General features: G+C 73.5%; 16 protein-coding genes. 9 read left to right on the top strand and 7 right to left on the bottom strand.

Annotated elements, in window-relative coordinates:
* Together ACFWP3_RS32740 and ACFWP3_RS32735 are read right to left on the bottom strand one after the other, a co-directional pair.
* The coding region (locus ACFWP3_RS32740) for an MFS transporter (RefSeq protein ID WP_384228310.1) at positions 1–966 on the bottom strand (966 nt) is incomplete at its 3' end.
* 2 nt (positions 967–968) lie between these two features.
* On the bottom strand, positions 969–1,838 hold the full coding sequence (locus tag ACFWP3_RS32735) for a glycosyltransferase family 2 protein (protein WP_384228308.1): 870 nt from the start codon (positions 1,836–1,838) through the stop codon (positions 969–971).
* A gap of 413 nt (positions 1,839–2,251) precedes the next feature.
* On the opposite strand from ACFWP3_RS32735, the gene ACFWP3_RS32730 reads away from it, so the two are divergent.
* The 7 genes from ACFWP3_RS32730 (at position 2,252) to ACFWP3_RS32700 (ending at position 12,005) form a co-directional block, all read left to right on the top strand.
* On the top strand, positions 2,252–3,340 hold the full coding sequence (locus ACFWP3_RS32730; protein ID WP_384228306.1) for a Gfo/Idh/MocA family protein: 1,089 nt from the start codon (positions 2,252–2,254) through the stop codon (positions 3,338–3,340).
* 216 nt (positions 3,341–3,556) lie between these two features.
* Positions 3,557–4,603: an NAD-dependent epimerase/dehydratase family protein gene (locus ACFWP3_RS32725; protein WP_384228304.1), complete on the top strand. Its 1,047-nt coding sequence runs from the start codon at positions 3,557–3,559 to the stop codon at positions 4,601–4,603.
* The gene (locus tag ACFWP3_RS32720; RefSeq protein ID WP_384228302.1) at positions 4,600–5,748 is read left to right on the top strand and encodes a DegT/DnrJ/EryC1/StrS family aminotransferase; all 1,149 of its coding nucleotides are present in this window, start codon (positions 4,600–4,602) and stop codon (positions 5,746–5,748) included. Before ACFWP3_RS32725 ends, ACFWP3_RS32720 begins: the two co-directional genes overlap by 4 nt.
* On the top strand, positions 5,745–6,512 hold the full coding sequence (locus tag ACFWP3_RS32715; RefSeq protein WP_384228300.1) for a NeuD/PglB/VioB family sugar acetyltransferase: 768 nt from the start codon (positions 5,745–5,747) through the stop codon (positions 6,510–6,512). The genes ACFWP3_RS32720 and ACFWP3_RS32715 overlap by 4 nt, the downstream gene beginning before the upstream one ends.
* Positions 6,509–7,627: a DegT/DnrJ/EryC1/StrS family aminotransferase gene (locus ACFWP3_RS32710; protein WP_384228298.1), complete on the top strand. Its 1,119-nt coding sequence runs from the start codon at positions 6,509–6,511 to the stop codon at positions 7,625–7,627. The genes ACFWP3_RS32715 and ACFWP3_RS32710 overlap by 4 nt, the downstream gene beginning before the upstream one ends.
* A gap of 32 nt (positions 7,628–7,659) precedes the next feature.
* Entirely contained in the window at positions 7,660–10,959 is a 3,300-nt protein-coding gene (locus tag ACFWP3_RS32705) for a DUF4082 domain-containing protein (protein ID WP_384228296.1), read from the top strand.
* Positions 10,956–12,005: a glycosyltransferase family 2 protein gene (locus ACFWP3_RS32700; RefSeq protein WP_384228294.1), complete on the top strand. Its 1,050-nt coding sequence runs from the start codon at positions 10,956–10,958 to the stop codon at positions 12,003–12,005. Before ACFWP3_RS32705 ends, ACFWP3_RS32700 begins: the two co-directional genes overlap by 4 nt.
* Positions 12,006–12,022: 17 nt before the next feature.
* Here the strand turns inward: ACFWP3_RS32700 and ACFWP3_RS32695 are convergent, their stop codons facing one another.
* Entirely contained in the window at positions 12,023–12,769 is a 747-nt protein-coding gene (locus ACFWP3_RS32695; protein ID WP_384228292.1) for a hypothetical protein, read from the bottom strand.
* Between the two features lie 74 nt (positions 12,770–12,843).
* On the opposite strand from ACFWP3_RS32695, the gene ACFWP3_RS32690 reads away from it, so the two are divergent.
* Positions 12,844–14,871 (top strand): O-antigen ligase family protein, encoded by a 2,028-nt coding sequence (locus tag ACFWP3_RS32690; RefSeq protein ID WP_384228290.1) that lies wholly within the window; start codon positions 12,844–12,846, stop codon positions 14,869–14,871.
* Complete coding sequence (locus tag ACFWP3_RS32685; protein WP_384228288.1) at positions 14,817–15,788, top strand: glycosyltransferase; 972 nt, start codon at positions 14,817–14,819, stop codon at positions 15,786–15,788. Before ACFWP3_RS32690 ends, ACFWP3_RS32685 begins: the two co-directional genes overlap by 55 nt.
* On the opposite strand, the gene ACFWP3_RS32680 is transcribed toward ACFWP3_RS32685, so the two are convergent.
* Genes ACFWP3_RS32680 through ACFWP3_RS32665 form a run of 4 tightly spaced genes read right to left on the bottom strand, consistent with a single transcriptional unit; the run spans position 15,785 to position 20,016 of the window.
* Positions 15,785–16,588 (bottom strand): glycosyltransferase family 2 protein, encoded by an 804-nt coding sequence (locus ACFWP3_RS32680; protein ID WP_384228286.1) that lies wholly within the window; start codon positions 16,586–16,588, stop codon positions 15,785–15,787. The two genes, ACFWP3_RS32685 and ACFWP3_RS32680, sit on opposite strands and share 4 nt — an antisense overlap.
* A gap of 13 nt (positions 16,589–16,601) precedes the next feature.
* Positions 16,602–17,684, bottom strand: a complete 1,083-nt coding sequence (locus ACFWP3_RS32675) for a hypothetical protein (protein ID WP_384228284.1) — start codon at positions 17,682–17,684, stop codon at positions 16,602–16,604.
* Positions 17,681–19,147, bottom strand: coding sequence for an oligosaccharide flippase family protein (locus ACFWP3_RS32670; protein WP_384228282.1), 1,467 nt, complete (start codon positions 19,145–19,147; stop codon positions 17,681–17,683). The genes ACFWP3_RS32675 and ACFWP3_RS32670 overlap by 4 nt, the downstream gene beginning before the upstream one ends.
* Positions 19,144–20,016 carry a chain length determinant protein gene (locus ACFWP3_RS32665; RefSeq protein WP_384228280.1) on the bottom strand — a complete coding sequence of 291 codons (873 nt, stop codon included), beginning with the start codon at positions 20,014–20,016 and terminating at the stop codon, positions 19,144–19,146. The genes ACFWP3_RS32670 and ACFWP3_RS32665 overlap by 4 nt, the downstream gene beginning before the upstream one ends.
* Between the last annotated feature and the right edge of the window lie 18 nt (positions 20,017–20,034).

The following is a 20,034-nucleotide window of genomic DNA, read 5'->3' as shown; positions in this document are numbered from 1 at the left end:
GGCACCAGGGCCGGGGGCGGCACCAGGGCCGGGGGCGGCACCGGGGGCGGCGGGGCCGGCGGCGCGGGCGGGGCCGACGCCAGGGTCGGGGCCGGCACCGGCGTCGGCGAGGCCGGCGGGGCCGGGGCCGACACCGGGGCCGGTGCCGACACCGGGGGCGGGGCCGACACCAGGGCCGGGGCCGGCACCAGGGCCGGGGGCGGCACCAGGGCCGGGGGCGGCACCGGGGGCGGCGGGGCGGGCGGGGCCGGATCGGCCGAAGCCCGGCCCCGCCGACCGCGCCGACCTCTCAGACCCCGCCGATCCCGCCGCCCCCAGGCGGCCCGGGCCGCCTCCGGTGCCCGGTACGAAGAGGATCAGCACGACCACGCCCAGCGCGGCGACGCAGGCGCTGACCCCGAACACGGCGTCGTAGCCGTCGACCGCCACGCTCAGGATGAGGAAGGCGGCCAGCGGGCCCAGCAGGGCCCCGGTGGTGTCCATGGCCCGGTGCACGCCGAACGCGCGGCCCTGCGACTCGGCGGGTGTGGACAGCGAGATCAGCGCGTCGCGCGGGGCGGTGCGCAGGCCCTTGCCGGTGCGCTCCAGCGCGAGGACCATGCCGATCGGGCCGAGGCTGTGGGCGAACAGCAGCAGCGGCTTGCACGCGGCGGACAGGCCGTAGCCGATGCCGGCGATCAGCTTGTGGTTGCGGACCCGGTCCGCGAGGTGCCCGCCGGTCAGCTGGACCAGGGCGCTGACGCCGTTGTAGACGCCGTCGAGCGCGCCGAACCCGAGGGGGCTGAGGCCCAGTCCGGCGATCAGGTACAGGGGCAGTACGGCGGTGACCATCTCGGAGGAGATGTCGGTGATCAGGCTGACCGTGCCCAGTGCGAGGACGGCGGAGGCGACCGCCGGCGTCCGTCCGGGTCCGCGGTCCGGCGCGCCCTGCGCCCCGGCGGGGGCGGAGCGGTCCGCGAGGTACATGGTCAGGAGCTCCTCGAACTCTCGTCCCGCAGCCAGGTGGAGAAGTCTCCGTTCCCGATGGCCCTGCGGGCCCCTCTGCGGGCGGCGAGAGCGGCCGCGGCGAACACCACGACCCCGGGGAGCAGCCGCGGATCCGACCGCAGCAGCGCGCGCAGGTCGGCCGTGCCCGTACGCGCCGTCGGCGGGGGCGAGTCGGCCCGCCCGCCGCGTAACGACTCCTGGAAGCGCTCCAGTTCGGCGGAGGAGGTCGCCGCGCGGATCCGCCGTCTGATCAGGTCCGACCAGGTGCGCGGCGGGTGGACGACGACCCGCGCCGCCTCGACCACGCGCCGCTCCCCCGGGCCGAAGGCGAGGGACGCGGCCAGGTCGTCGGCCATCAGCGGGGGCAGCGCGGCGATCCGCGCATGCCCCTCCTCGGACACCGCGATGACCCCCCGGCCGAACAGGCCGGCGCGGACGGCGGGCAGCCGCTGCCACACCCGGTAGTACGCCCGTACCGGCCATGCGCAGCCGGCCAGCGGGATCTCCCGGCCCGGGGCGGCGGCCAGCAGCTCCGGGCTCCCGGCGAGCGCGGACGTCAGGGCCCGTACCCCGTCGGCCCCGAAGACGACGTCGGCGTCGACGTAGAGCCGGGGGAAGCCGCGCGCGTGCTCGTCGCCGGCCCGAAGGGCCCGGTGTTTGGAGGGAGTCGGGATCTCCACCACCCGAACGCGCGGGCCCCGCTCCGCCGCCACGCGGGCGGTGTCGTCCGTACAGCCGTTGCACACCACGACGATGTCGGTCCCGGAGGCCGGGGTGCCGGACAGGAGGGCGTCGAGGAGGCGGCCGATGACCCGGCTCTCGTTGTGGGCCGGTATCACGATGCTGGTCACCCGGGAAGTATGCACGGTCGAACACTCGCTCCAGGCGTTTGTCGCCAACTCTCCACGGGCGTAGGCCCGGTGGACTAGATTGACCGTCGTTACGGGGTGGGCTGCCTGGGGGAACACGCGGCCCGCCCGTGGCCGGGCCGGCGCGCGGGGAGCGCCGGGCGGCCGGGGGGGCGGAGCGAAGGGGAACGCTTTGAATCCTCCCCCAGCTGAAGCAGGGGGATTCCTGGCTCACGCTGCCTGCGGGTCAGCGACCCGACAGGTCTTCCACGATCAACACCAGCCGGGTTGAAACCAGCCCGGGTTGCACAGCAAAGCTTGGAGGTACACGTGCTGTCTTGGTTCTCGATCAGCACACCGTGCGTGCTTGGTTCTCGCTACGCACAGTGGCCAGCTTACCCGACTGGAGGAATCCGGTGAAGGACACTGCAAAGGAAGCCGGGTCCGTCGGCCCGGCGCCCACCGGACCGTTAGGCGTCGCCGTGGTCGGCGCGGGCTATTGGGGCCCCAATCTCGTCCGCAACTTCCAGTCCAGTCCGGAGTTCCGGCTCCGCTGGCTGTGCGATCTGAACGTGGACCGGGCCCGGCAGGTGCTGGGCGGCTACTCCACGGTCGAGGCGACCGCGGACTACGCGGCGGTCCTCGCCGACCCGGCCGTCGAGGCGGTCGCGGTGGCCACTCCGGCCGGAACCCACCTGGACGTGGCCCTGGCCGCGCTGCGCGCCGGCAAGCACGTCCTCGTGGAGAAGCCCCTCGCGGCCACGTACGAGGACGGGCTGAAGCTCGTACGGGAGGCCGAGGAGCGCGGCCTCACCCTGATGTGCGACCACACGTACTGCTACACCCCGGCGGTGGGCCGCATCCGGGAGATGGTCCGCTCCGGCGAGCTGGGCGACATCCAGTTCGTCGACTCGGTCCGGATCAACCTGGGGCTCGTCCAGAAGGACATCGACGTCCTGTGGGACCTGGCCCCGCACGACCTGTCGGTCCTCGACTTCATCCTCCCGGACCACGTCCAGCCGGTCGCGGTCGCCGCCCACGGGGCCGACCCGATCGGGGCCGGGCAGTCCTGCGTGGCGTACCTGACGCTCCAGCTCAGCACCGGCGCCATCGCGCACGTCCACGTCAACTGGCTCTCGCCGACGAAGGTGCGGACCACGATGGTCGGCGGGTCCAAGCGGACGCTGGTGTGGGACGACCTCAACCCCTCCCAGCGCGTGGCCGTGTTCGACCGCGGCGTGGACCTGACGGCCCCGCAGGAGATCGGCGCCGACGAGCGCCGCGAGATGCTCGTCTCCTACCGGACCGGCGACATGGTCGCGCCCGCGCTCGGCGAGAAGGAGGCCCTGCGCAGCATGGTCGAGGAGTTCGCCGCCGCGATCCGTACGGGCCGGCCGGCGCTGACCGACGGCCGGGCCGGCCTCAAGGTGCTGGACATCCTCGAAGCCGCCTCCCGCAGCCTGGAGTTCCGCGGCGCGGTCGTCGGACTGCGCACCGGCCGCTGACCGTTCGCGGCGCGGCCGCGGGCCGCCCCGACCACGTGCGCGGCCGTCCGCGGTCGGGCGCCGCCGTCCGCGGCACGTGCACGGCGGTCCGCGGCCGTTCGCAGGGCTTCAGCGGACCTTCCGACACCCTTCGCAGACGTCTTCGCAGACGTCTTCGCAGACCTTTCGCAGACCTTCCGCACGCAAGACCGTGACCGACTCAGTAGGGGCAGGGCGTTGAGCAGCGTACGAGGCAAGAGGATTCTGGTCACCGGAGGAGCCGGCACCATCGGCTCGCACCTGGTGGACCTGCTGGTGGACAACGGGGCACGCGAGATCGTGGTGCTCGACAACTTCGTGCGGGGACGGGCCGCGAACCTGGCCCGCGCCCTGCCGAGCGGCGTGGTGGAGGTCGTCGAGGGCGACATCCGGGACGCCGCCGCCGTCCGCAAGGCGACGGAGGGCACCGACCTGGTGTTCCACCTCGCCGCGATCCGGATCACCCAGTGCGCGGAGGAACCGCGGCTGGCGAACGAGGTGATGGTCGACGGCACGTTCAACGTGCTGGAGGCCGCGGCCGCCGCCGGGGTGGGCAAGGTGATCGCCTCGTCCTCGGCCTCGGTCTACGGGCTGGCCGAGACCTTCCCGACCACCGAGCGCCACCACCCGTACAACAACGACACCTTCTACGGGGCGGCGAAGGCCTTCAACGAGGGCATGCTGCGCAGCTTCCACGCCATGTACGGGCTGGACTACGTCGCGCTGCGCTACTTCAACGTGTACGGGCCCCGGATGGACATCCACGGGCTGTACACCGAGGTGCTGATCCGCTGGATGGAGCGGATCGCCTCGGGCGAACCGCCGCTGATCCTCGGCGACGGCACCCAGACCATGGACTTCGTGGACGTCCGGGACATAGCCCGGGCCAATCTGCTGGCGGCCGAGTCGGACCTGACCGACGAGGTGTTCAACGTCGCGAGCGGGACCGAGACCAGCCTGCTCGAGCTGGCGCTGGGCCTGCTGGAGGCGATGGGGGCGGGCCCGGACCTGGTGCCGGAGCACGGGCCGGCCCGCGCCGTGAACGGGGTGACCCGGCGCCTCGCGGACACCGGGGAGGCCGCGCGGCGGCTCGGCTTCACGGCGGAGATCGACCTGCGCGGCGGGCTGCGGGACCTGGTTCGGTGGTGGCGGGCCGAGCGCGCCGCAGACACGGCCGCGGGCGCCTCGGCTGCCGGTGCTCCGGGTGCCTCGGATGCCTCGGGTGCCGCGGGAGACGCCCGATGAGCGCCGGCGCCGGGGCCCGGATCCCCGTGATGGTGCCGTGGCTTGGCGAGGAGGAGGCGCGGGCCGCCGCCGACGCGGTGCTCTCGGGCTGGGTCGCGCAGGGCCCCCGGGTCGCCGAGTTCGAGCGGGCCTTTGCCGAGCGGGTGGGCGCCGGGCACGGCATCGCCGTGAGCTCGTGCACCACCGCCCTGCACCTGGCCCTCGTGGCCCTGGAGCTGGGACCGGGCGACGAGGTGGTCGTCCCCTCCCTGTCGTTCATCGCCACCGCCAACGCGGTGCGCTACGTGGGCGCGCGGCCGGTGTTCGCGGACGTCGAGGAGGCCACCGGCAACCTGACCCCGGCCACCGTGGACGCGGTCCGCACCCCCCGTACGAAGGCGGTGCTCGCCGTCCACCAGGGCGGGGTGCCCGCGGACGTGCACGCGCTGCGCGCGGCCTGCGCCGACTGGGACCTCGCCCTGGTGGAGGACGCGGCCTGCGGCATCGGCGCGACCGTGGGCGGCAAGTCCGTGGGCCACGGCGCACTGCTCGCCGCCTGGTCCTTCCACCCCCGCAAGGTGATCACCACCGGCGAGGGCGGCATGCTGACCACGGACGACGCCCAGTGGGCCGAGCGGCTGCGGCGGCTGCGCGAGCACGGGATGAACGTGTCCGCGGCGCAGCGGCACGCGAGCGGCACGCCGATCGTCGAGAGCTATCTGGAGGTCGGCTACAACTACCGGATGACCGACATCCAGGCCGCGGTCGGCCTGGTGCAGCTGGGCAAGCTGGACGCGATCGTGGCCCGGCGGCGGGAGCTGGCGGCCCGGTACACCGAACTGCTGCGCGCCGTCCCCGGCGTACGCCCGGTCGGGGACCCCGCTCACGGCGAGGGCAACTTCCAGTCGTACTGGGTGCTGCTGGCCGAGGACTTCCCGGTCGGCCGGGACCGGCTGCTCGGCGTGCTCGCCGAGGCGGGCGTCTCGGCCCGGCGCGGGATCATGGCCTCGCACCTGGAGCCGGCCTACGCGGGACACGGCGCGGCGCCGCTTCCGGTGACCGAGCGGATCAGCCGCGACTCGCTGATCCTGCCGCTGTTCCACACCATGACGCGGGAGCAGCAGGACCGGGTGGTCTCGGTGCTGCGCGAACAGGCCGGCGGATGAACGGGCCGCGGGTCACCGAGGACCTGCTGATCGTCGGTGCGGGCGGGTTCGCCCGGGAGACGGCGCAGGCGGTACGGGACGTGGCCGCGGCCGACGCGGCGCGGGGCCTCGCGCCGCGCTGGCGGCTCGCCGGGCACCTCGACGACGACCCGGCCCTGCACGGCCGGGAGGTCGACGGGACGCCGGTGCTGGGCGGCTCGGACCGCGTGCACGAGCTGTGGGACGCCCGCGTGGTGGTCTGCGTCGGCAGTCCGCGCGACTACGCCGTACGGGCCCGGCTGGTGCGGCGCCTGGGGCTGCCCGTGAGCCGCTACGCGACGGTGGTCCACCCCACGGCGGCGGTGTCGGGGTCCTCGATGCTCGGCGCGGGCTCGGTGCTGCTCGCGCATTGCGTCCTGACGGCCGCCGTCCGGCTCGGGTCGCACGTGACGGTGATGCCGCACGCGGTCCTCACGCACGACGACGCGGTCGGGGACTTCGCCACCCTCGCCTCGGGGGTGCGCCTCGGCGGCGGGGTGCGGCTGGGGCGGGGGGCCTATCTGGGGGCGGGCTCGCTGGTCCGCGAGTACACGACGGTCGGCGCCTGGTCGCTGACCGGTATGGGAAGCACGGTGCTGGCCGATGTGCCGCCGGGCGAGGTGTGGGCCGGGAGCCCGGCCCGCCGGCTGCGGGCCGCGGACGGTCCGGCCCTCGACGAGCTGCGCACCGATGGGGAGATGACCGGCCGGTGGCCGGGGACACGGATGGAGAGCCCAGTCTCATGAACCAGATACCGCTCGTCGACCTGAAGGCGGCGCACGCCGAGGTGGCCGGGGAATTACGGGCCGGCTTCGACCGTGTGCTGGCCGACACCGCCTTCATCGGCGGTGAGGAAGTCCGCGCGTTCGAGGGCGAGTACGCGCGGTTCGCCGGGGTCCGGCACTGCGTGGGCGTCGCCAACGGCACCGACGCCCTCGAACTGGCCCTGCGCGCGAGCGGGGTCGGCGTCGGGGACGAGGTGGTGCTGCCCGCCAACACCTTCATCGCCACCGCGGGCGCCGTCGCCCGGATCGGTGCGCGGCCCGTGCTGGTGGACTGCCTGCCCGGCAGTCTGCTGATGGACCCGCGGGCCGCGCTGGACGCGGTCGGCGGGGCCACCCGCGCGGTGGTCCCCGTCCACCTGTACGGGCAGTGCGCCGACACCGCGGAGCTGGCCGCCGGGCTGCCGCCGCACGTACGGGTCGTCGAGGACGCCGCGCAGAGCCAGGGCGCGACCCGGGACGGCCGCTCCCCCGGCAGCGGCGGGATCGCCGCGACCAGCTTCTACCCGGGCAAGAACCTGGGCGCGTACGGGGACGCGGGCGCGGTGGTGACCGACGACGAGGCCAGCGCCGACCTGGTGCGGGCCCTCGCGAACCACGGCGGCGTCGCCAAGTACCGGCACGACGTGGCCGGGTTCAACAGCCGCCTGGACGGTCTGCAGGCCGTGGTCCTGCGGGCGAAGCTGGGCCGGCTCGCCGAGCGGAACGCGGCCCGCCGGGCCGCCGCCGCCCGCTACGACGCGCTGCTGGACGGCCTGGCGGCCGCCGGGCGGCTCACCCTGCCCGTGACCGAGCCGGGCAATGTGCACGTGTGGCACCTGTACGTCGTACGGGTCGCCGCGGGCGCCGACCGCGACGCCGTCGTCGGCAAGCTCAACGCGGAGGGCATCGGCGCGGGCGTGCACTATCCGGCCCCGGTGCACCTCACCCCGGCCTTCGCCCACCTCGGCCACGGCCGCGGTGACTTCCCGCACGCCGAACTGGCCGCCGACCGGATGCTCTCCCTTCCGCTCTTCCCGCAGATCACCGCCGAGCAGCAGCAGCGGGTCGTGGCCGCGCTCGCCGACGCCCTGCGCTGACGCCCCGTGCCGACGTAGACGATGAGGTCCAGATGAACAGACGGACGAGGCTGCTCCGGTACGGTCTCTTCACCGTGACCGCGGCCATGATGGCCACGGTCCTCCCCCCAGCCTCGGTGGCCGGTGCGGCCGACCCCTGCGGTCCGGGCACGAACGCGATCGTGTGCGAGAACTCCAAACCGGGCACGCCGATGTCCGACTGGTTCGCGCCCAGCGCGTACGGAGACATCAAGGGTTTCCCCGGCCAGGCGAGCGTCCAGGCCGGGGACACCGTGCAGTTCAGGATCCAGTCGCCGACGCCGTACCGCGTGTCGGTCTACCGGCTGGGCCACTACGGGGGCGACGGGGCCCGCCTGATGTCGACCGCCGCCCAGGCGGCGCAGACGTATCCGGCGAACGTCGCGCAGGGCGGGAACCCGGCCGCGTGCACGACGAAGCCCTCCACCGGGCTGGTCGACTGCGGCACCTGGCCGGTCACCGCGACGTGGACGGTGCCGGCCGACGCCGTCTCCGGCCTGTACGTGGTCAACTTCGACCAGACGGACGGCAACGGCGTGATGCCGTACCCGTTCGTCGTCCGCAACGACTCCAGCCACTCCGACATCGTCGTGCAGACCAGCGACCAGACCTGGCAGGCGTACAACAACTACGGCGGCCAGGACCTCTACGACGGCGGCGGGCCCGCCCCCGACGGGCGGGCGTACGAGGTCAGTTACAACCGGCCGATGGACATCGGCGGGGACAACGGGATCTACGGGTCCGAGTTCCAGATGGTCGCGTGGCTGGAGCGCAACGGCTACGACGTCAGCTACATGTCCGGCATCGACATGTCGCTGCGCGGCGGGACGCTGCTGCGCAACCACAAGGTGTTCATGTCCTCGGGGCACGACGAGTACTGGACCCAGGACCAGTTCACGAACGCGCTGAGCGCGCGCCGCGCGGGAGTCCACCAGACGTACTTCAGCGGTAACGAGGTGTTCTGGAAGACCCGTCTCGCGCCGAGCATCGACGGGGCCGCCACCCCCAACCGGACGCTGGTGTCCTACAAGGAGACCAAGCTGTCCTTCCCCCAGCCGAACGGCATCCCCGACCCGAGCGGGATCTGGACGGGCACCTTCATGGACCCGGCCAGCGCCACGGGCGGGCGGCCCTTCCAGCCGCAGAACCAGCTGACCGGCTCGATGTTCAGCGTCAACGGCTACCGCAGCGACGCGATCACCGTGCCGGGCACCTTCGCCAAGCAGCGGCTGTGGCGCAACACCAGCGTCGCGAACCTCACGCCCTCGCAGACGGCGACCTTCCCCACCGGCACGCTCGGCTACGAGTGGGACAGCGACGTGGAGAACGCCAGCCGGCCCGCCGGGCAGATCCAGATGTCGTCCACCACGGTGGACATCGAGGACGGCAAGCTGCTGAAGGACTACGGCAACACCTACGGCAACGGCACCGCGACGCACAGCCTGGTGGCCTTCCGCGACCAGACCTCGGGCGCGCTGGTGTTCGGCGCGGGCACCGTGCAGTGGTCCTGGGGCCTGACCAACATGCCCACGGGCAACCCGGACGACACCGTGGTCACCGCGGACAAGCGCATGCAGCAGGCCACGGTGAACGTGTTCGCCGACATGGGGGTCCAGCCCAAGTCCCTGCAGGGCGACCTGGTCGCCTCCACCGCCTCCACGGACACCGTGGGCCCGGCGGTGACCGTGGCCGGCCCGGCGGCGAACGCCACCGTGCCGGCGCTGCGGCCGGTGACCGTGACGGGCACGGCGGCGGACACCGGCGGCGGCGTGGTCGCCCGGGTGGAGGTTTCCACCAACGGCGGTACGACCTGGAAGAAGACCACGGGCCTCGGGCCCTGGAGCTACACCTGGACGCCGACCGTCCCCGGCTCCGTGCAGATCAAGGTGCGGGCGGTCGACGACAGCGTCAACATCGGCGCGACCACCACCGTGCCGCTGACCGTCGGCCCCCAGCAGTGCCCCTGCACCGTGTGGCCCGCCGCGGCCGTGCCGGGCACCGTCAACGCCGGTGACGGCAGCGCCGTCGAGCTCGGCGTGAAGATCCGCTCCTCGGTGGCCGGCTCCATCACCGGAGTCCGCTTCTACAAGTCCCCCGCCAACACCGGCACCCACACCGGCAGCCTGTGGAGCAGCACCGGCCAGCGCCTGGCCACCGGCACCTTCACCAACGAGACGGCGTCCGGCTGGCAGCAGCTGAACTTCTCCAGCCCGGTGCCCGTCAAACCGAACACCACCTACATCGCCTCCTACTTCGCCCCGAACGGCGGCTACTCCTTCGACACCACCTTCGCGGGCGGGGACGCGGGCCTGGCCCCGCTGACCGCGCTGAAGAGCGGCACCGACGGCGGCAACGGCGTGTACCGCTACAGCGCCACCGGCGGATTCCCGTCCACCGCCTCCTCGGGCAGCAACTACTGGGTGGACGCGGTCCTGGACACCTCCACCGCGAGTACGACGCCGCCCACCGTCACCGCCACCTCGCCGCAGTCCGCGGCGACCGGAACGCAGATCACGGCGGCGGTCACGGCCACCTTCAGCACCGCCGTCGACGCGGACACGCTGGTGTTCACCGTGAAGGACGCCGGCGGCGCCACCGTCCCGGGCACCAAGGTCCTTTCCGTCTCGAACCGCGCGACCTTCACCCCGTCCTCCGAACTGGCCCTGAACACCACGTACACGGCGTCCATCCGGGCGTCCGACCTGTGGGGCAACGCCATGACCGCGCCGGTCACCTGGAACTTCACGACCAGCGCGAGCCCTCCGACGGTGACCTGCCCGTGCACGCTGTGGAGTGGCAGCGCGACGCCGAGCACCGCGAACGTGGGCGACGACGCCAACTCGGTGGAGCTGGGCACCCGCTTCCAGTCGGCCGTCAGCGGCTACATCACCGGTGTCACCTTCTACAAGGGCCCCGGCAACACCGGCACCCACACGGGCAGCCTGTGGTCCGCCTCCGGCACCCTGCTGGCCACCGGCACCTTCGGCAGCGAAACCCTGTCGGGCTGGCAGCAGTTGCAGTTCGCGACGCCCGTGCCCATCACGGCGGGCACCACGTACGTGGCCTCGTACCACGCGCCGAACGGCAACTACTCGGTGGACGGCGGCTACTTCAGCGGCGCCCACCGCTCCTACCCGCTGGTCGCCCCGGCCGACACCCCCGGGAGCGCGAACGGGCTCTACAAGTACGGGCCGTCCACGGCGTTCCCCTCGAACACCTTCGGCTCGGTGAACTACTGGGTCGGCCCGATCTTCACCACGACACTGCCGTCCGGCATCCGGTCGGACGGTTCGACGGAGGTGTCCGGCCAGTGAGCACCGTCAGCGTGGTGATCCCCTGCTACAAGTACGGCCACTTCCTGGCCGACTGCGTCAAGAGCGTCCTGGACGAACAGGAGGGCGTCGACGTCCGGGTGCTGATCATCGACGACGCCTCGCCCGACGACTCCGCGACGGTCGCGCGGGCGCTGGCGGCCGGCGACCCGCGGATCGAGGTCCGGGTCCACGAGCGCAACCAGGGGCACATCGCCACCTACAACGAGGGCCTCCTGGAGTGGGCCCACGGGGACTACGTCGCCCTGCTCTCGGCCGACGACCGGCTGGTCCCCGGCGCCCTGGTACGGGCCGCCGCCCTGCTCGACGCACATCCGGAGGCGGGCTTCGCCTACGGCAGGCCGTTGCGCTTCCGGCACGGCGGTCCGCTGCCCGCGGCCCGTACGCAGGGCACGGGGTCGGTCGTCTACCCCGGGCGGTGGTGGCTGGAGCGGCGGTTCCGGGAGGGCACCGGGTGCATCACCTCACCGGAGGTGGTCGTGCGGACCAGTCTCCAGCGCAAGGTCGGGGGCTACGATCCGCAGCTCCCGCACGCCGGGGACATCGAGATGTGGATGCGGCTCGCGGCGCACGCGGACGTGGGCTATGTGCGCGGGGCCGACCAGGCCTTCTACCGGGTCCACGGAGACAACATGTCCACCACGGACTTCGGCGGGCAGCTCGACGACCTGCGCCAGCGGCTCGTCGCCTTCGACTCGGTGCTGGACAAGTGCGGCGGGCTGCTCCCGGAGGCCGACCGGCTGTCGGTCGCGGCGCGCACCCGGCTGGCCCGGTACGCGCTGCGGCGCGCCTATCGCGCGTACGACCGGGGGCGCACGGCGGTGGTACCGGTGGACGAGCTGGTGGAGTTCGCCGCGCAGTGCCTGCCCGGCGGGTACGCGTCACTGGCCGAGTACCGGGCGCTGGGCCGGCGCCGCCGCATCGGCGCGCGGGCCATGCCCTACCTCCAGCCGCTGGTGCTCTCGGCGGTGGCCGACCGGGGCCGCGAATGGCTGTGGTGGCAGTCGTGGAAGCGCCGAGGGATCTGATGTTCCGTCATATCCCGTCAGCGGGAGGCCGCCACCGCCGGCGCCCGGCCGGTTCCGGCCGGGGCCTCGTCGGCGGCGGCTCCGACGTCGGCCCCGGTCCGGGCTTCGGCCCCGGCCGGGGCGCCTCGGCGGCCACCGTCGCGCTCGCGGCCCCGCCCGCGGCGCAGCAGGAGCCGGTCGGTCCACAGGGCCGCCGGCACCCCGCCGAGCGCGGCCAGCAGGGCGACCCCGGCCAGGCCCCGGCTCTTGGTCCCGTGCTGCGCGACCGCGGTCGGCGGCACCAGGACGTACACGCTCATGCGCGCCGAGTCCGGTATCCCCTGCTGCGTCTGCATGTCCGTCAGGTGCCGGGAGTAGGTGTCGATGACCGCCCGCACGGCCGCGTCGGCCGCGTCGGGATCGGTCTGCTCCGCCTGGACCTGCAGGGAGGGGATCAGATAGCGCGGGGTGACGCTGGTCCCGCTGTTGCGCGGGATCAGCCGGTAGGTGCCGGTGACGCCCGCGGCCCTGAGCTCGGCCTCGCCCGCGGGCGAGGCCAGCTGCTGCACCGCCGCGTACGAGACGGCGGCGAGCGGCGGCTGGAGATTGGCGAGCTGGTTCGGCTGGCTGCCGGTGACCGGCGGCTTGAGCACCACGATCGCCGAGCTCAGGTAGGTCACGGAGGGGCGGAGCACCTGGAGTGCGCCGGCGGCCGCGAGCACCATCGCCACGACCAGGACGTACCAGCGCCGACGCAGCGCGCGGACCAACTCACCAGGCGACACGGGGATTCCTTCCGTCGTGATCAATCCTCCCAGGACACGGGCAGGCCCGCCATCAAATCCGTTATGCGGGCGGGGTGTTCGTGAGCATCGGTGACATAGTGGCGGTGCTGCGGCGCCGTTGGTACGTGATGCTGCCGCTGACCCTGATCAGCCTCCTCGCGGGCCTGCACCTCTACCGGTCGGTGCCGGTGTCGTACCAGTCGCAGAGCTCGGTGGCGCTGATCGACTCCGCCGCGGTGGCCGAGCTGGCCCCCGCCTTCGGCAATCCCATCGCGAACGCCGGCGGTTCGCTGGTGGTGACCGCGGACGTGCTGATCAGGACCCTGTCGGGGACCGACGCGGCACGCGATCTGCACGCCCTCGGCGTGACGGACCCCTATACCGTGGGTTTCGCGGCGAACACCTCGGGACCGATGCTCACCCTGACCGTCACCGGGACGGACCGGGCGAAGGTGCTCAGGGAGACCACCACGCTCACCGAGTTCGCCGGCGAGCAGCTCAACGCCCTCCAGGCGGCGGCCAAGGTGCAGCCCGCGTACTTCGTGCAGACCGCCCCGGTGGTGCTGCCGCAGACCCCGGTTCCGCAGCTCAAGAGCCGCTACCAGCAGGTGCTGGGGGTCGTCATCCTCGGCACCACCGCCGGCTTCACGCTCTCCTTCGTGACCGACGGCCTGCTGGGTGCCCTGCGCCGCAGGCGCGCGGCAGCCTCCGCGGGGGCGCAGCGCAAGGGGCGCCGGCGCAGGCTGCCCCGCGGCCGTCAGCTGGACGCCACCGCCGTGCTCACCGGCTATCTGGCGCTGGCCTTCTTCATCCCCTCGAACCTGACCCTGCCGGGGCTCGGCGGGGTGGGCACCCCCGCCAACGTCTACGCCCTGCTCGGCCTGTTCTGGTATCTGGCGGCCTGGTTCACCGGCCGGATCCGCCCCGCGCCCGGCACCCGGCTGCCCCGGGTGGTGATGGGCGTGCTGGCCGTCTCGGTACTGGCCTCGTACCTCGCGAACGCCCTGCGCGCCGCCTCGCAGAAGGAGGTCCTCGCGGCGGACCGCGGCCTGATCGGGCTGCTCGTGTGGGTGTCCCTGGTGGTGCTGGTCTCCGCCGGGATCCAGGACCGCTCGCGCCTGGACGTGCTGCTGCGGCGGGCCGTGGTGATGGGGGCGGTGGTGGCCGCGATCGGCTTCCACGACTTCTTCACCGCGACCAACATCGCCGACAAGATCAGCATCCCGGGGCTCCAGTCCGCCGTCGCCCAGATCACCACCCTGGACCGGGGTTCCTTCACCCGGCCGCGCTCCACCACCGCGCAGCCCCTGGAGTTCGGCGGGATGCTCGCCATCCTGCTGCCGTTCGCCGTGCAGCAGGCCCTCGATCCGGTACGGCGGCACCTGAGGGCCTGGCGCCGCTGGGGCCCCGTGGTGCTGATGGGGGGCGCGCTGCCGCTGACGGTGTCGCGGACCTCCATCATCGGGGCGCTCATCGTGGTGCTGGTGATGGTGCTGCGCTGGAAGCCGGAGCGCCGGTGGAGCGCGATCGGCCTGCTGATCGGTGCGGTGGCCTGCTTCAAGGTGATCATTCCCGGGCTGATCGGGACCATCACCGCGCTCTTCGCCTCGTTCCTGACGAACTCCGACAGCAGCACCCAGGCCCGTACCGTCAAGTACAGCGCGATCGTCCCCTACCTCGACGAACGCCCCCTGTTCGGGCGGGGCTTCGGGACCTTCCTGCCCGAGCTGTTCTTCTTCACCGACAACCAGTACATGCTCACCCTGGCGGAAATGGGCCTCGTGGGGCTGCTCGCGCTCCTGGTCCTGCTGTTCACCGGCATCCACCAGGGCGGCGCCATCCGCAGGCTGGCCCGCACCGAGTCCGACCGGGAGCTGGGGCAGGCCTTCTTCGCCTCGGCCCTGGTCTCCCTCGTCATCGCCGCCACCTTCGACGCCCTCAGCTTCCCGATGTTCGCCGGAATGTTCTTCCTGACGATCGCCGCCGGAGGCAGCTACCTCGGGTTCCTCCGGCGTACGGCGCCGGAGCCCGCAACCGTGGAGACCCCATGCAGCCCAACCAGCCAGCCGCCCGCCGACCGGACCCCGGTACCGGCCCCGTAGCGGTCCTCGTGGTCACCTGGAACAGCTCCGCCGTGCTCCCGGAGTTCCTCGCCTCGCTGCCGGAGGGCATGGCCGGCCTGGACTGGCGGCTGGTCGTCGCCGACAACGACTCCGCCGACGGCACCGTGGACCTGGTCCGCTCGCTGGCCCCGGACGCGACGGTCGTCCAGACCGGCCGCAACGCCGGCTACGCGGCCGGGGTGAACGCGGCCCTCGGAGCCGCCGCCGGGTGGGAGGGCGGCTTCCGCGCGGCCCTGGTGTGCAATCCGGACGTCCGGATGCGGCGCGGCTGCGCCAAGGTGCTCGTGGACGCGCTCGGCGCCCCGCTGTCCGGCGGCGGCCGGGTCGGGATCAGCGTCCCGCTGCTGTACGAGGAGGACGGGCGGACGCTGCTGCTGTCGCTGCGCCGCGAGTCCCGGGTGACCCGGGCGCTCGGCGAGGCGGTGCTGGGCAACCGCCGTGCCGGGCGGTTCCCGAACTGGAGCGAGCTGGTCACCGATCCGTCCGTGTACGAGCGGGCGACGGTCGCGGACTGGGCGACCGGGGCGCTGATGGCCCTGTCCCGGGGATGCCTGGACGCGTGCGGCCCCTGGGACGAGTCCTTCTTCCTCTACTCGGAGGAGACCGACTACTGCCTGCGGGCCCGCGACCTCGGCTTCCGCACCCGCCTGGAGCCCGCGGCGTCCGCCACCCACCTCGGCGGGGACTCCCGGGTGTCGCCCCGGCTGTGGACCCTGCTCACGCTCAACCGCGTACGGCTCTACGGGCGCCGGCACGGACCTGCGGCGACGGCCGCCTTCCGGATGGCCGTGCTCCTGCGGGAGGCCTCGCGCGCGGCGCTCGGCCGCCCGGCGAACCGCGCCGCCGCCAGGGCCCTGGCCGGCCGCTCCGCCCTGCGCGCCACCCCCGGCCCCTAGCCGGCCGGGCCGTCCCAGGCCGTGTAGAAGCTCTCCGGGTTGACCAGGTAGCGGACGGTGGGGCGGGGCAGGTGGCGCACCTCGTGCCGGCGGGCGTAGCGGCGGACGAGCTCCCAGTCCTCCCGGGGCAGCACCTCGGGGGTGCGGCGCAGCCTGCTGAAGTGCAGGGCCCGGGTGCGGCGCGCGACGAAGGCGTTGGTGTCCAGGAAGGCCTCGCGGGCGGCGCGGCGGCGGTCGAAGGGCACCGACAGGACGTCGCGCTCCGTGCCGTCGGGCAGCACCCTGCGCAGCGCGGTGTACACGGCGTCGGGTCCGCCGGCCGGCTCCAGCGCCGCGAGGGCCTGCTCCAGGTGGTCGGGCTCCCACAGGTTGTCGTCGTCCAGGAAGGCCACGTACCGCGAGCGGGTGAGCCGGATGCCCACGTTGCGCACGACGCCCGCGGTGGCCGTGTTGCGGGCCAGGGACACCGCGAACAGCCGTGGGTGCCGCTTGAGTTCGGGCAGTCCCGCGCCGTCGTCGACCACGATGACCACCTGGTCGGCCACGGTCTGCTCCAGCGCGGAGCGGACCGCCGCGCGCAGCGCCTCGGGGCGCCGGTGGGTGGCGATCACGGTGGCGACGAGGGCGGCCGGGGGCCGGCCGAGCACGGCGGCGAGCCGGGCCGTCTCGGCGTCCTCGAACCGCCGCAGCCGGACGGCGGAGGGGGCGAGCAGGATCTTGTTGCGCGCCTCGAAGAGCACCAGCCAGCCGAAGGCGCGCTTGAGCAGTTCCCAGGGGGCGCGCGCGAGACGGCGCATCATGGACTCACCTTCGTCAGCCGGCGGGTTGGGGGGTGACGGGTCTGCCGTCGGACATGCGGTTGCCCCGCCACACGTTGCCCGCGCCGCCCGCGTTCCAGGCGGTGACGGGACCGTAGGCCCCGCTGTTGGGGTGGTACTGGGTGGAGAAGACGTTGTCCGTGACCTGGATGCCGGTCGCGCCGGGGCCGCCGCCGTAGAGCGCGTACGCTCCGCCGGCCAGCCAGTTGCCCTCGACGACGACGGAGGTGACGGTGCCCGTGTCGGCGAACAGGCCGACGGCGGCGGTGGCTCCGCGGTCCACGGCGGTGGAGTTGAGCAGGGTGTTGTGACGGATGGTCAGCCGGCCCTTGTTGCCGCCTCCGCTGATCACGGCGTCGGTGTGCTGCCATTCGCCGCCCTGGTTGCGGAACGCGACGATGTCGTGCACGTAGTTGTCGTGCAGGTCGCCCTGGCCCATGGACAGGGCGTTGCCGAACACCGAGATGTCGCACCAGCCGACCTCGATGGAGCTGCCGCCCATGTTGGAGACCGCGTAGTTCACCCCGCCGTTGTCGGGGCCCTTGCCCGGTACGGCCGTGATGGTGGTGTGCAGGACCTTCAGCCCGCTGAAGCCGGGGCGCAGGTTGATCCCCCACCAGTTGGCCGAGGTGATCCGGCTGTCGATGACGGTGACGTCGTTGGCGTAGATGTCGAGGGAGCCGCGGATGTCCCAGCCCTTGATGACCGTGCCGTCCTTCCTGACGGTCATGTTCCCCGTGTCGTGCCGCTCCAGGGCGATCCGCGGGCCGGTGCTCCGCGCGTCGGGGTATCCGCAGTCGCCGGGTGCGGCGCAGTTCTTCGGGGAGGGGGTGCCGGGGCCGGCCGGGGGTGCGGCGGTGCCCGTACCGGTGTCGGACGGGGACGCGGACGGTGTCGCGGAGGGCGTGCCGGGCGGTGTGGCGGCGGCGGACGCGGAGGGTGCGGGCGACGGGGCGGGCGGCGGCCCGGCCGACGGATCGCCCGCACCGGTCCGGTCGGCCTGCCACCAGGCGAGTACGACGGCCAGCAGCACCACGGCGAACGCCCAGGCCGCGAGCCGCCTCCGGTCGCGGATCACGAGGTGCCGCGCAGGTGGCCGCGGCTGGGCAGGACGCACAGCGCGTACGCGAGGGTGCCGGCGGCCGCGGTCGCGGCGAGGGCGAGTACCCCGCCGCCGAGCCGGTGCGCCAGGCCGAGGACCACGGCGGACATCACGACTCCGCCGAGGAAGGGCCAGGCGCAGGCCCGGGCGACGACGGCGAAGCGGATGCCGCCGCGGTGCAGGGCGACGAGGTAGACGGGCACCACGACGACCGCGGCGACCAGCACCTGGCCCTGGGCCACCCCGGCGATCCCGCCGGTACGGGCGCCCGCCACGAGGACGGGGACCAGGAGGAGGAGCCACAGGCCCTGGACGGCGATCAGCGAGCGGCGGTGCCCGATGGCCACCAGGCAGTCGTAGGCGAGTTCGCAGCCGATGCGGATCAGGCCGAGCGCCATCAGCCAGGGCAGGGCGCGGGCGGCGGGCCCCCAGCGCTCTCCGTAGACGAGCTCCACGATCGGCCCGGCCAGGCCCGCCAGCAGCACGCAGAGCGGGACGGTGGCCGTGACCAGGACGGCGAGGCCGCGCCCGAACCCGTCGGCCAGTACCTTCGGTGACTCGGCCAGCCGGGAGAATCCGGCGAAGGAGACGCGGCGGGCCGCTTCGGAGACGATCCGCACGGGCCATCCGGAGATGTTGAAGGCGAGCACGTAGAAGCCGAGCGCCAGCTGGTCCAGGGTGGAACCCACCACCATGGGCGGCACGTTGGCGACGCCGAGGGCGAGCAGACTGGCCCCGGCGAGCGGCAGCCCGAACCGCAGCAGGGCGCGGGCCTGTTCCCGGTCCCAGCCGAACCTGAGGGTGCCGGGGGCCGCGAGGCAGCAGCCGGCGAGCGCGCCCGCGCTGCCGGCGACGGCGCCCCAGGCGAAGCTCATCGCGCCCCAGCCCTGGACGGCCAGCAGCAGGGTCACGGTGGTGCTGAGCACGAAGTTGACCGCGTCGACGGCCATCCGCCGGCCCTGCTGGAACGCGCGGGTGAGGAAGCCGGCGGGCACCTGGGACAGGCCGTCGAGGACCACGACCACGCACATCACCCGCAGGACGCCGGTGGCCTCGGGCGAGCCCAGTACCCCGGCGACCGCCGGGGCGAGGGCGAAGAGCACCGCGTACAGCAGGCAGCTGGAGGCCGCGCTCAGGCTGAGGACGGTCGGGGCGAAGCGGCGCGGGTCGCCCTCCCAGCGCACGATCGCCAGGGAGACGCCGAGTTCGTTCGCGGAGAGCAGGACGAGCAGGACGGTCTGGGCGATGCCGTACACGCCCCAGGCCTCGGGGCCGAGGAAGTAGCGGGCGAGGATGATGCCGGTCGCGAAGTTGCCGAGGCGCATGACCACGGTGTTGACCAGGCTCCACCGGGCCGCCGAGCCGACCTTGCGGCCGAGGGACGGGGGCGGCGGCGCGGGGGCGGCCGTCCGCGTACCGGCCGCCGCGGCGCCGGTCACGGCGAGGACCCGGCGGAGACGGTGTCCGGGGAGCCGTCCGCGACCGCTCCCCCGGCGGGACCGGCAGCCGGTCCGGCCGCTTGTCCGGCCGCTTGTCCGGCCGCTTGTCCGGCCGCTTGTCCGGCCGCTTGTCCGGCCGCTCGTCCGGCCGCTCGTCCGGCCGCTTGTCCGGCCGGCTGCCCGGCCGTGAGACCCGTGCCCGGTCCGGCCGCCGGTGCCGCCCCCGGTCCGGCGGTGCCCGCCGTGAGGCCCGCGGGGCGGTGCCTGCCGGGCCGCCGCCTGCGGGCCTCGACGAAGAAGGTCGCGACCAGGCTGAGCACGAAGCCCAGTACCCCTGCCATGACCAGGTACTGGAGCCTGGTCTTGGTCTGCGCCTCCGGCTTCTGCGGGGGCACGATCGTCGTCATCCGGATCATGGCCTCCGGTGCCACCGACTGCTGGGTCTGGAACTCCTGCAGCCGCTTCTCGGCGTAGGCGGTGAGGATCTCGTCCGACTTCAGGACGGCGGCCGGGTCCGTGCCGGTGACGCTCAGCCACATGAAGGGGCCCTGTGCGTTGTCGGCGATCTTCGCCTCGTGCACTCCGGTGACGCCGAGGGACTTGAGGTCCGCGACGGAGTCGTCGGAGTTGAGGTTGCGGGCCAGGCCGTCGGCCATTCCGGTGAGCGAGGCCTGGGTGCTCAGGAAGGGGTTGCCGTCGAAGGCCACCGTGGCCTTCTTCGAGTTCAGGAGCGTCACCGTGCTCTGCGACCGGTATTCCACCGGAACCAGCAGGTACACGGCGGCGGTGAGCGCCGCCGTGATCGCCAGCCCGGGCAGCAGCACGTACCAGCGCCTGCACATGACTCGCCAGATCTCGGCGAGGTCCATGGTCTTCCCCCTCTTGTG

The organism is Streptomyces sp. NPDC058525 (assembly GCF_042719495.1).
In the GTDB taxonomy this organism is placed as follows: domain Bacteria; phylum Actinomycetota; class Actinomycetes; order Streptomycetales; family Streptomycetaceae; genus Streptomyces.
This window is presented reverse-complemented; position numbering and strand designations above follow the sequence as displayed.

What these genes read in the sequence shown, in the direction of transcription:
- ACFWP3_RS32685 (WP_384228288.1), top strand. Translation starts at nt 14,817, where the DNA reads ATGCAGCCCAACCAGCCAGCCGCCCGCCGACCGGACCCCGGTACCGGC.
- ACFWP3_RS32705 (WP_384228296.1), top strand. Translation starts at nt 7,660, where the DNA reads ATGAACAGACGGACGAGGCTGCTCCGGTACGGTCTCTTCACCGTGACC.
- ACFWP3_RS32710 (WP_384228298.1), top strand. Translation starts at nt 6,509, where the DNA reads ATGAACCAGATACCGCTCGTCGACCTGAAGGCGGCGCACGCCGAGGTG.
- ACFWP3_RS32665 (WP_384228280.1), bottom strand. Translation starts at nt 20,016, where the DNA reads ATGGACCTCGCCGAGATCTGGCGAGTCATGTGCAGGCGCTGGTACGTG.
- ACFWP3_RS32680 (WP_384228286.1), bottom strand. Translation starts at nt 16,588, where the DNA reads ATGATGCGCCGTCTCGCGCGCGCCCCCTGGGAACTGCTCAAGCGCGCC.
- ACFWP3_RS32720 (WP_384228302.1), top strand. Translation starts at nt 4,600, where the DNA reads ATGAGCGCCGGCGCCGGGGCCCGGATCCCCGTGATGGTGCCGTGGCTT.
- ACFWP3_RS32715 (WP_384228300.1), top strand. Translation starts at nt 5,745, where the DNA reads ATGAACGGGCCGCGGGTCACCGAGGACCTGCTGATCGTCGGTGCGGGC.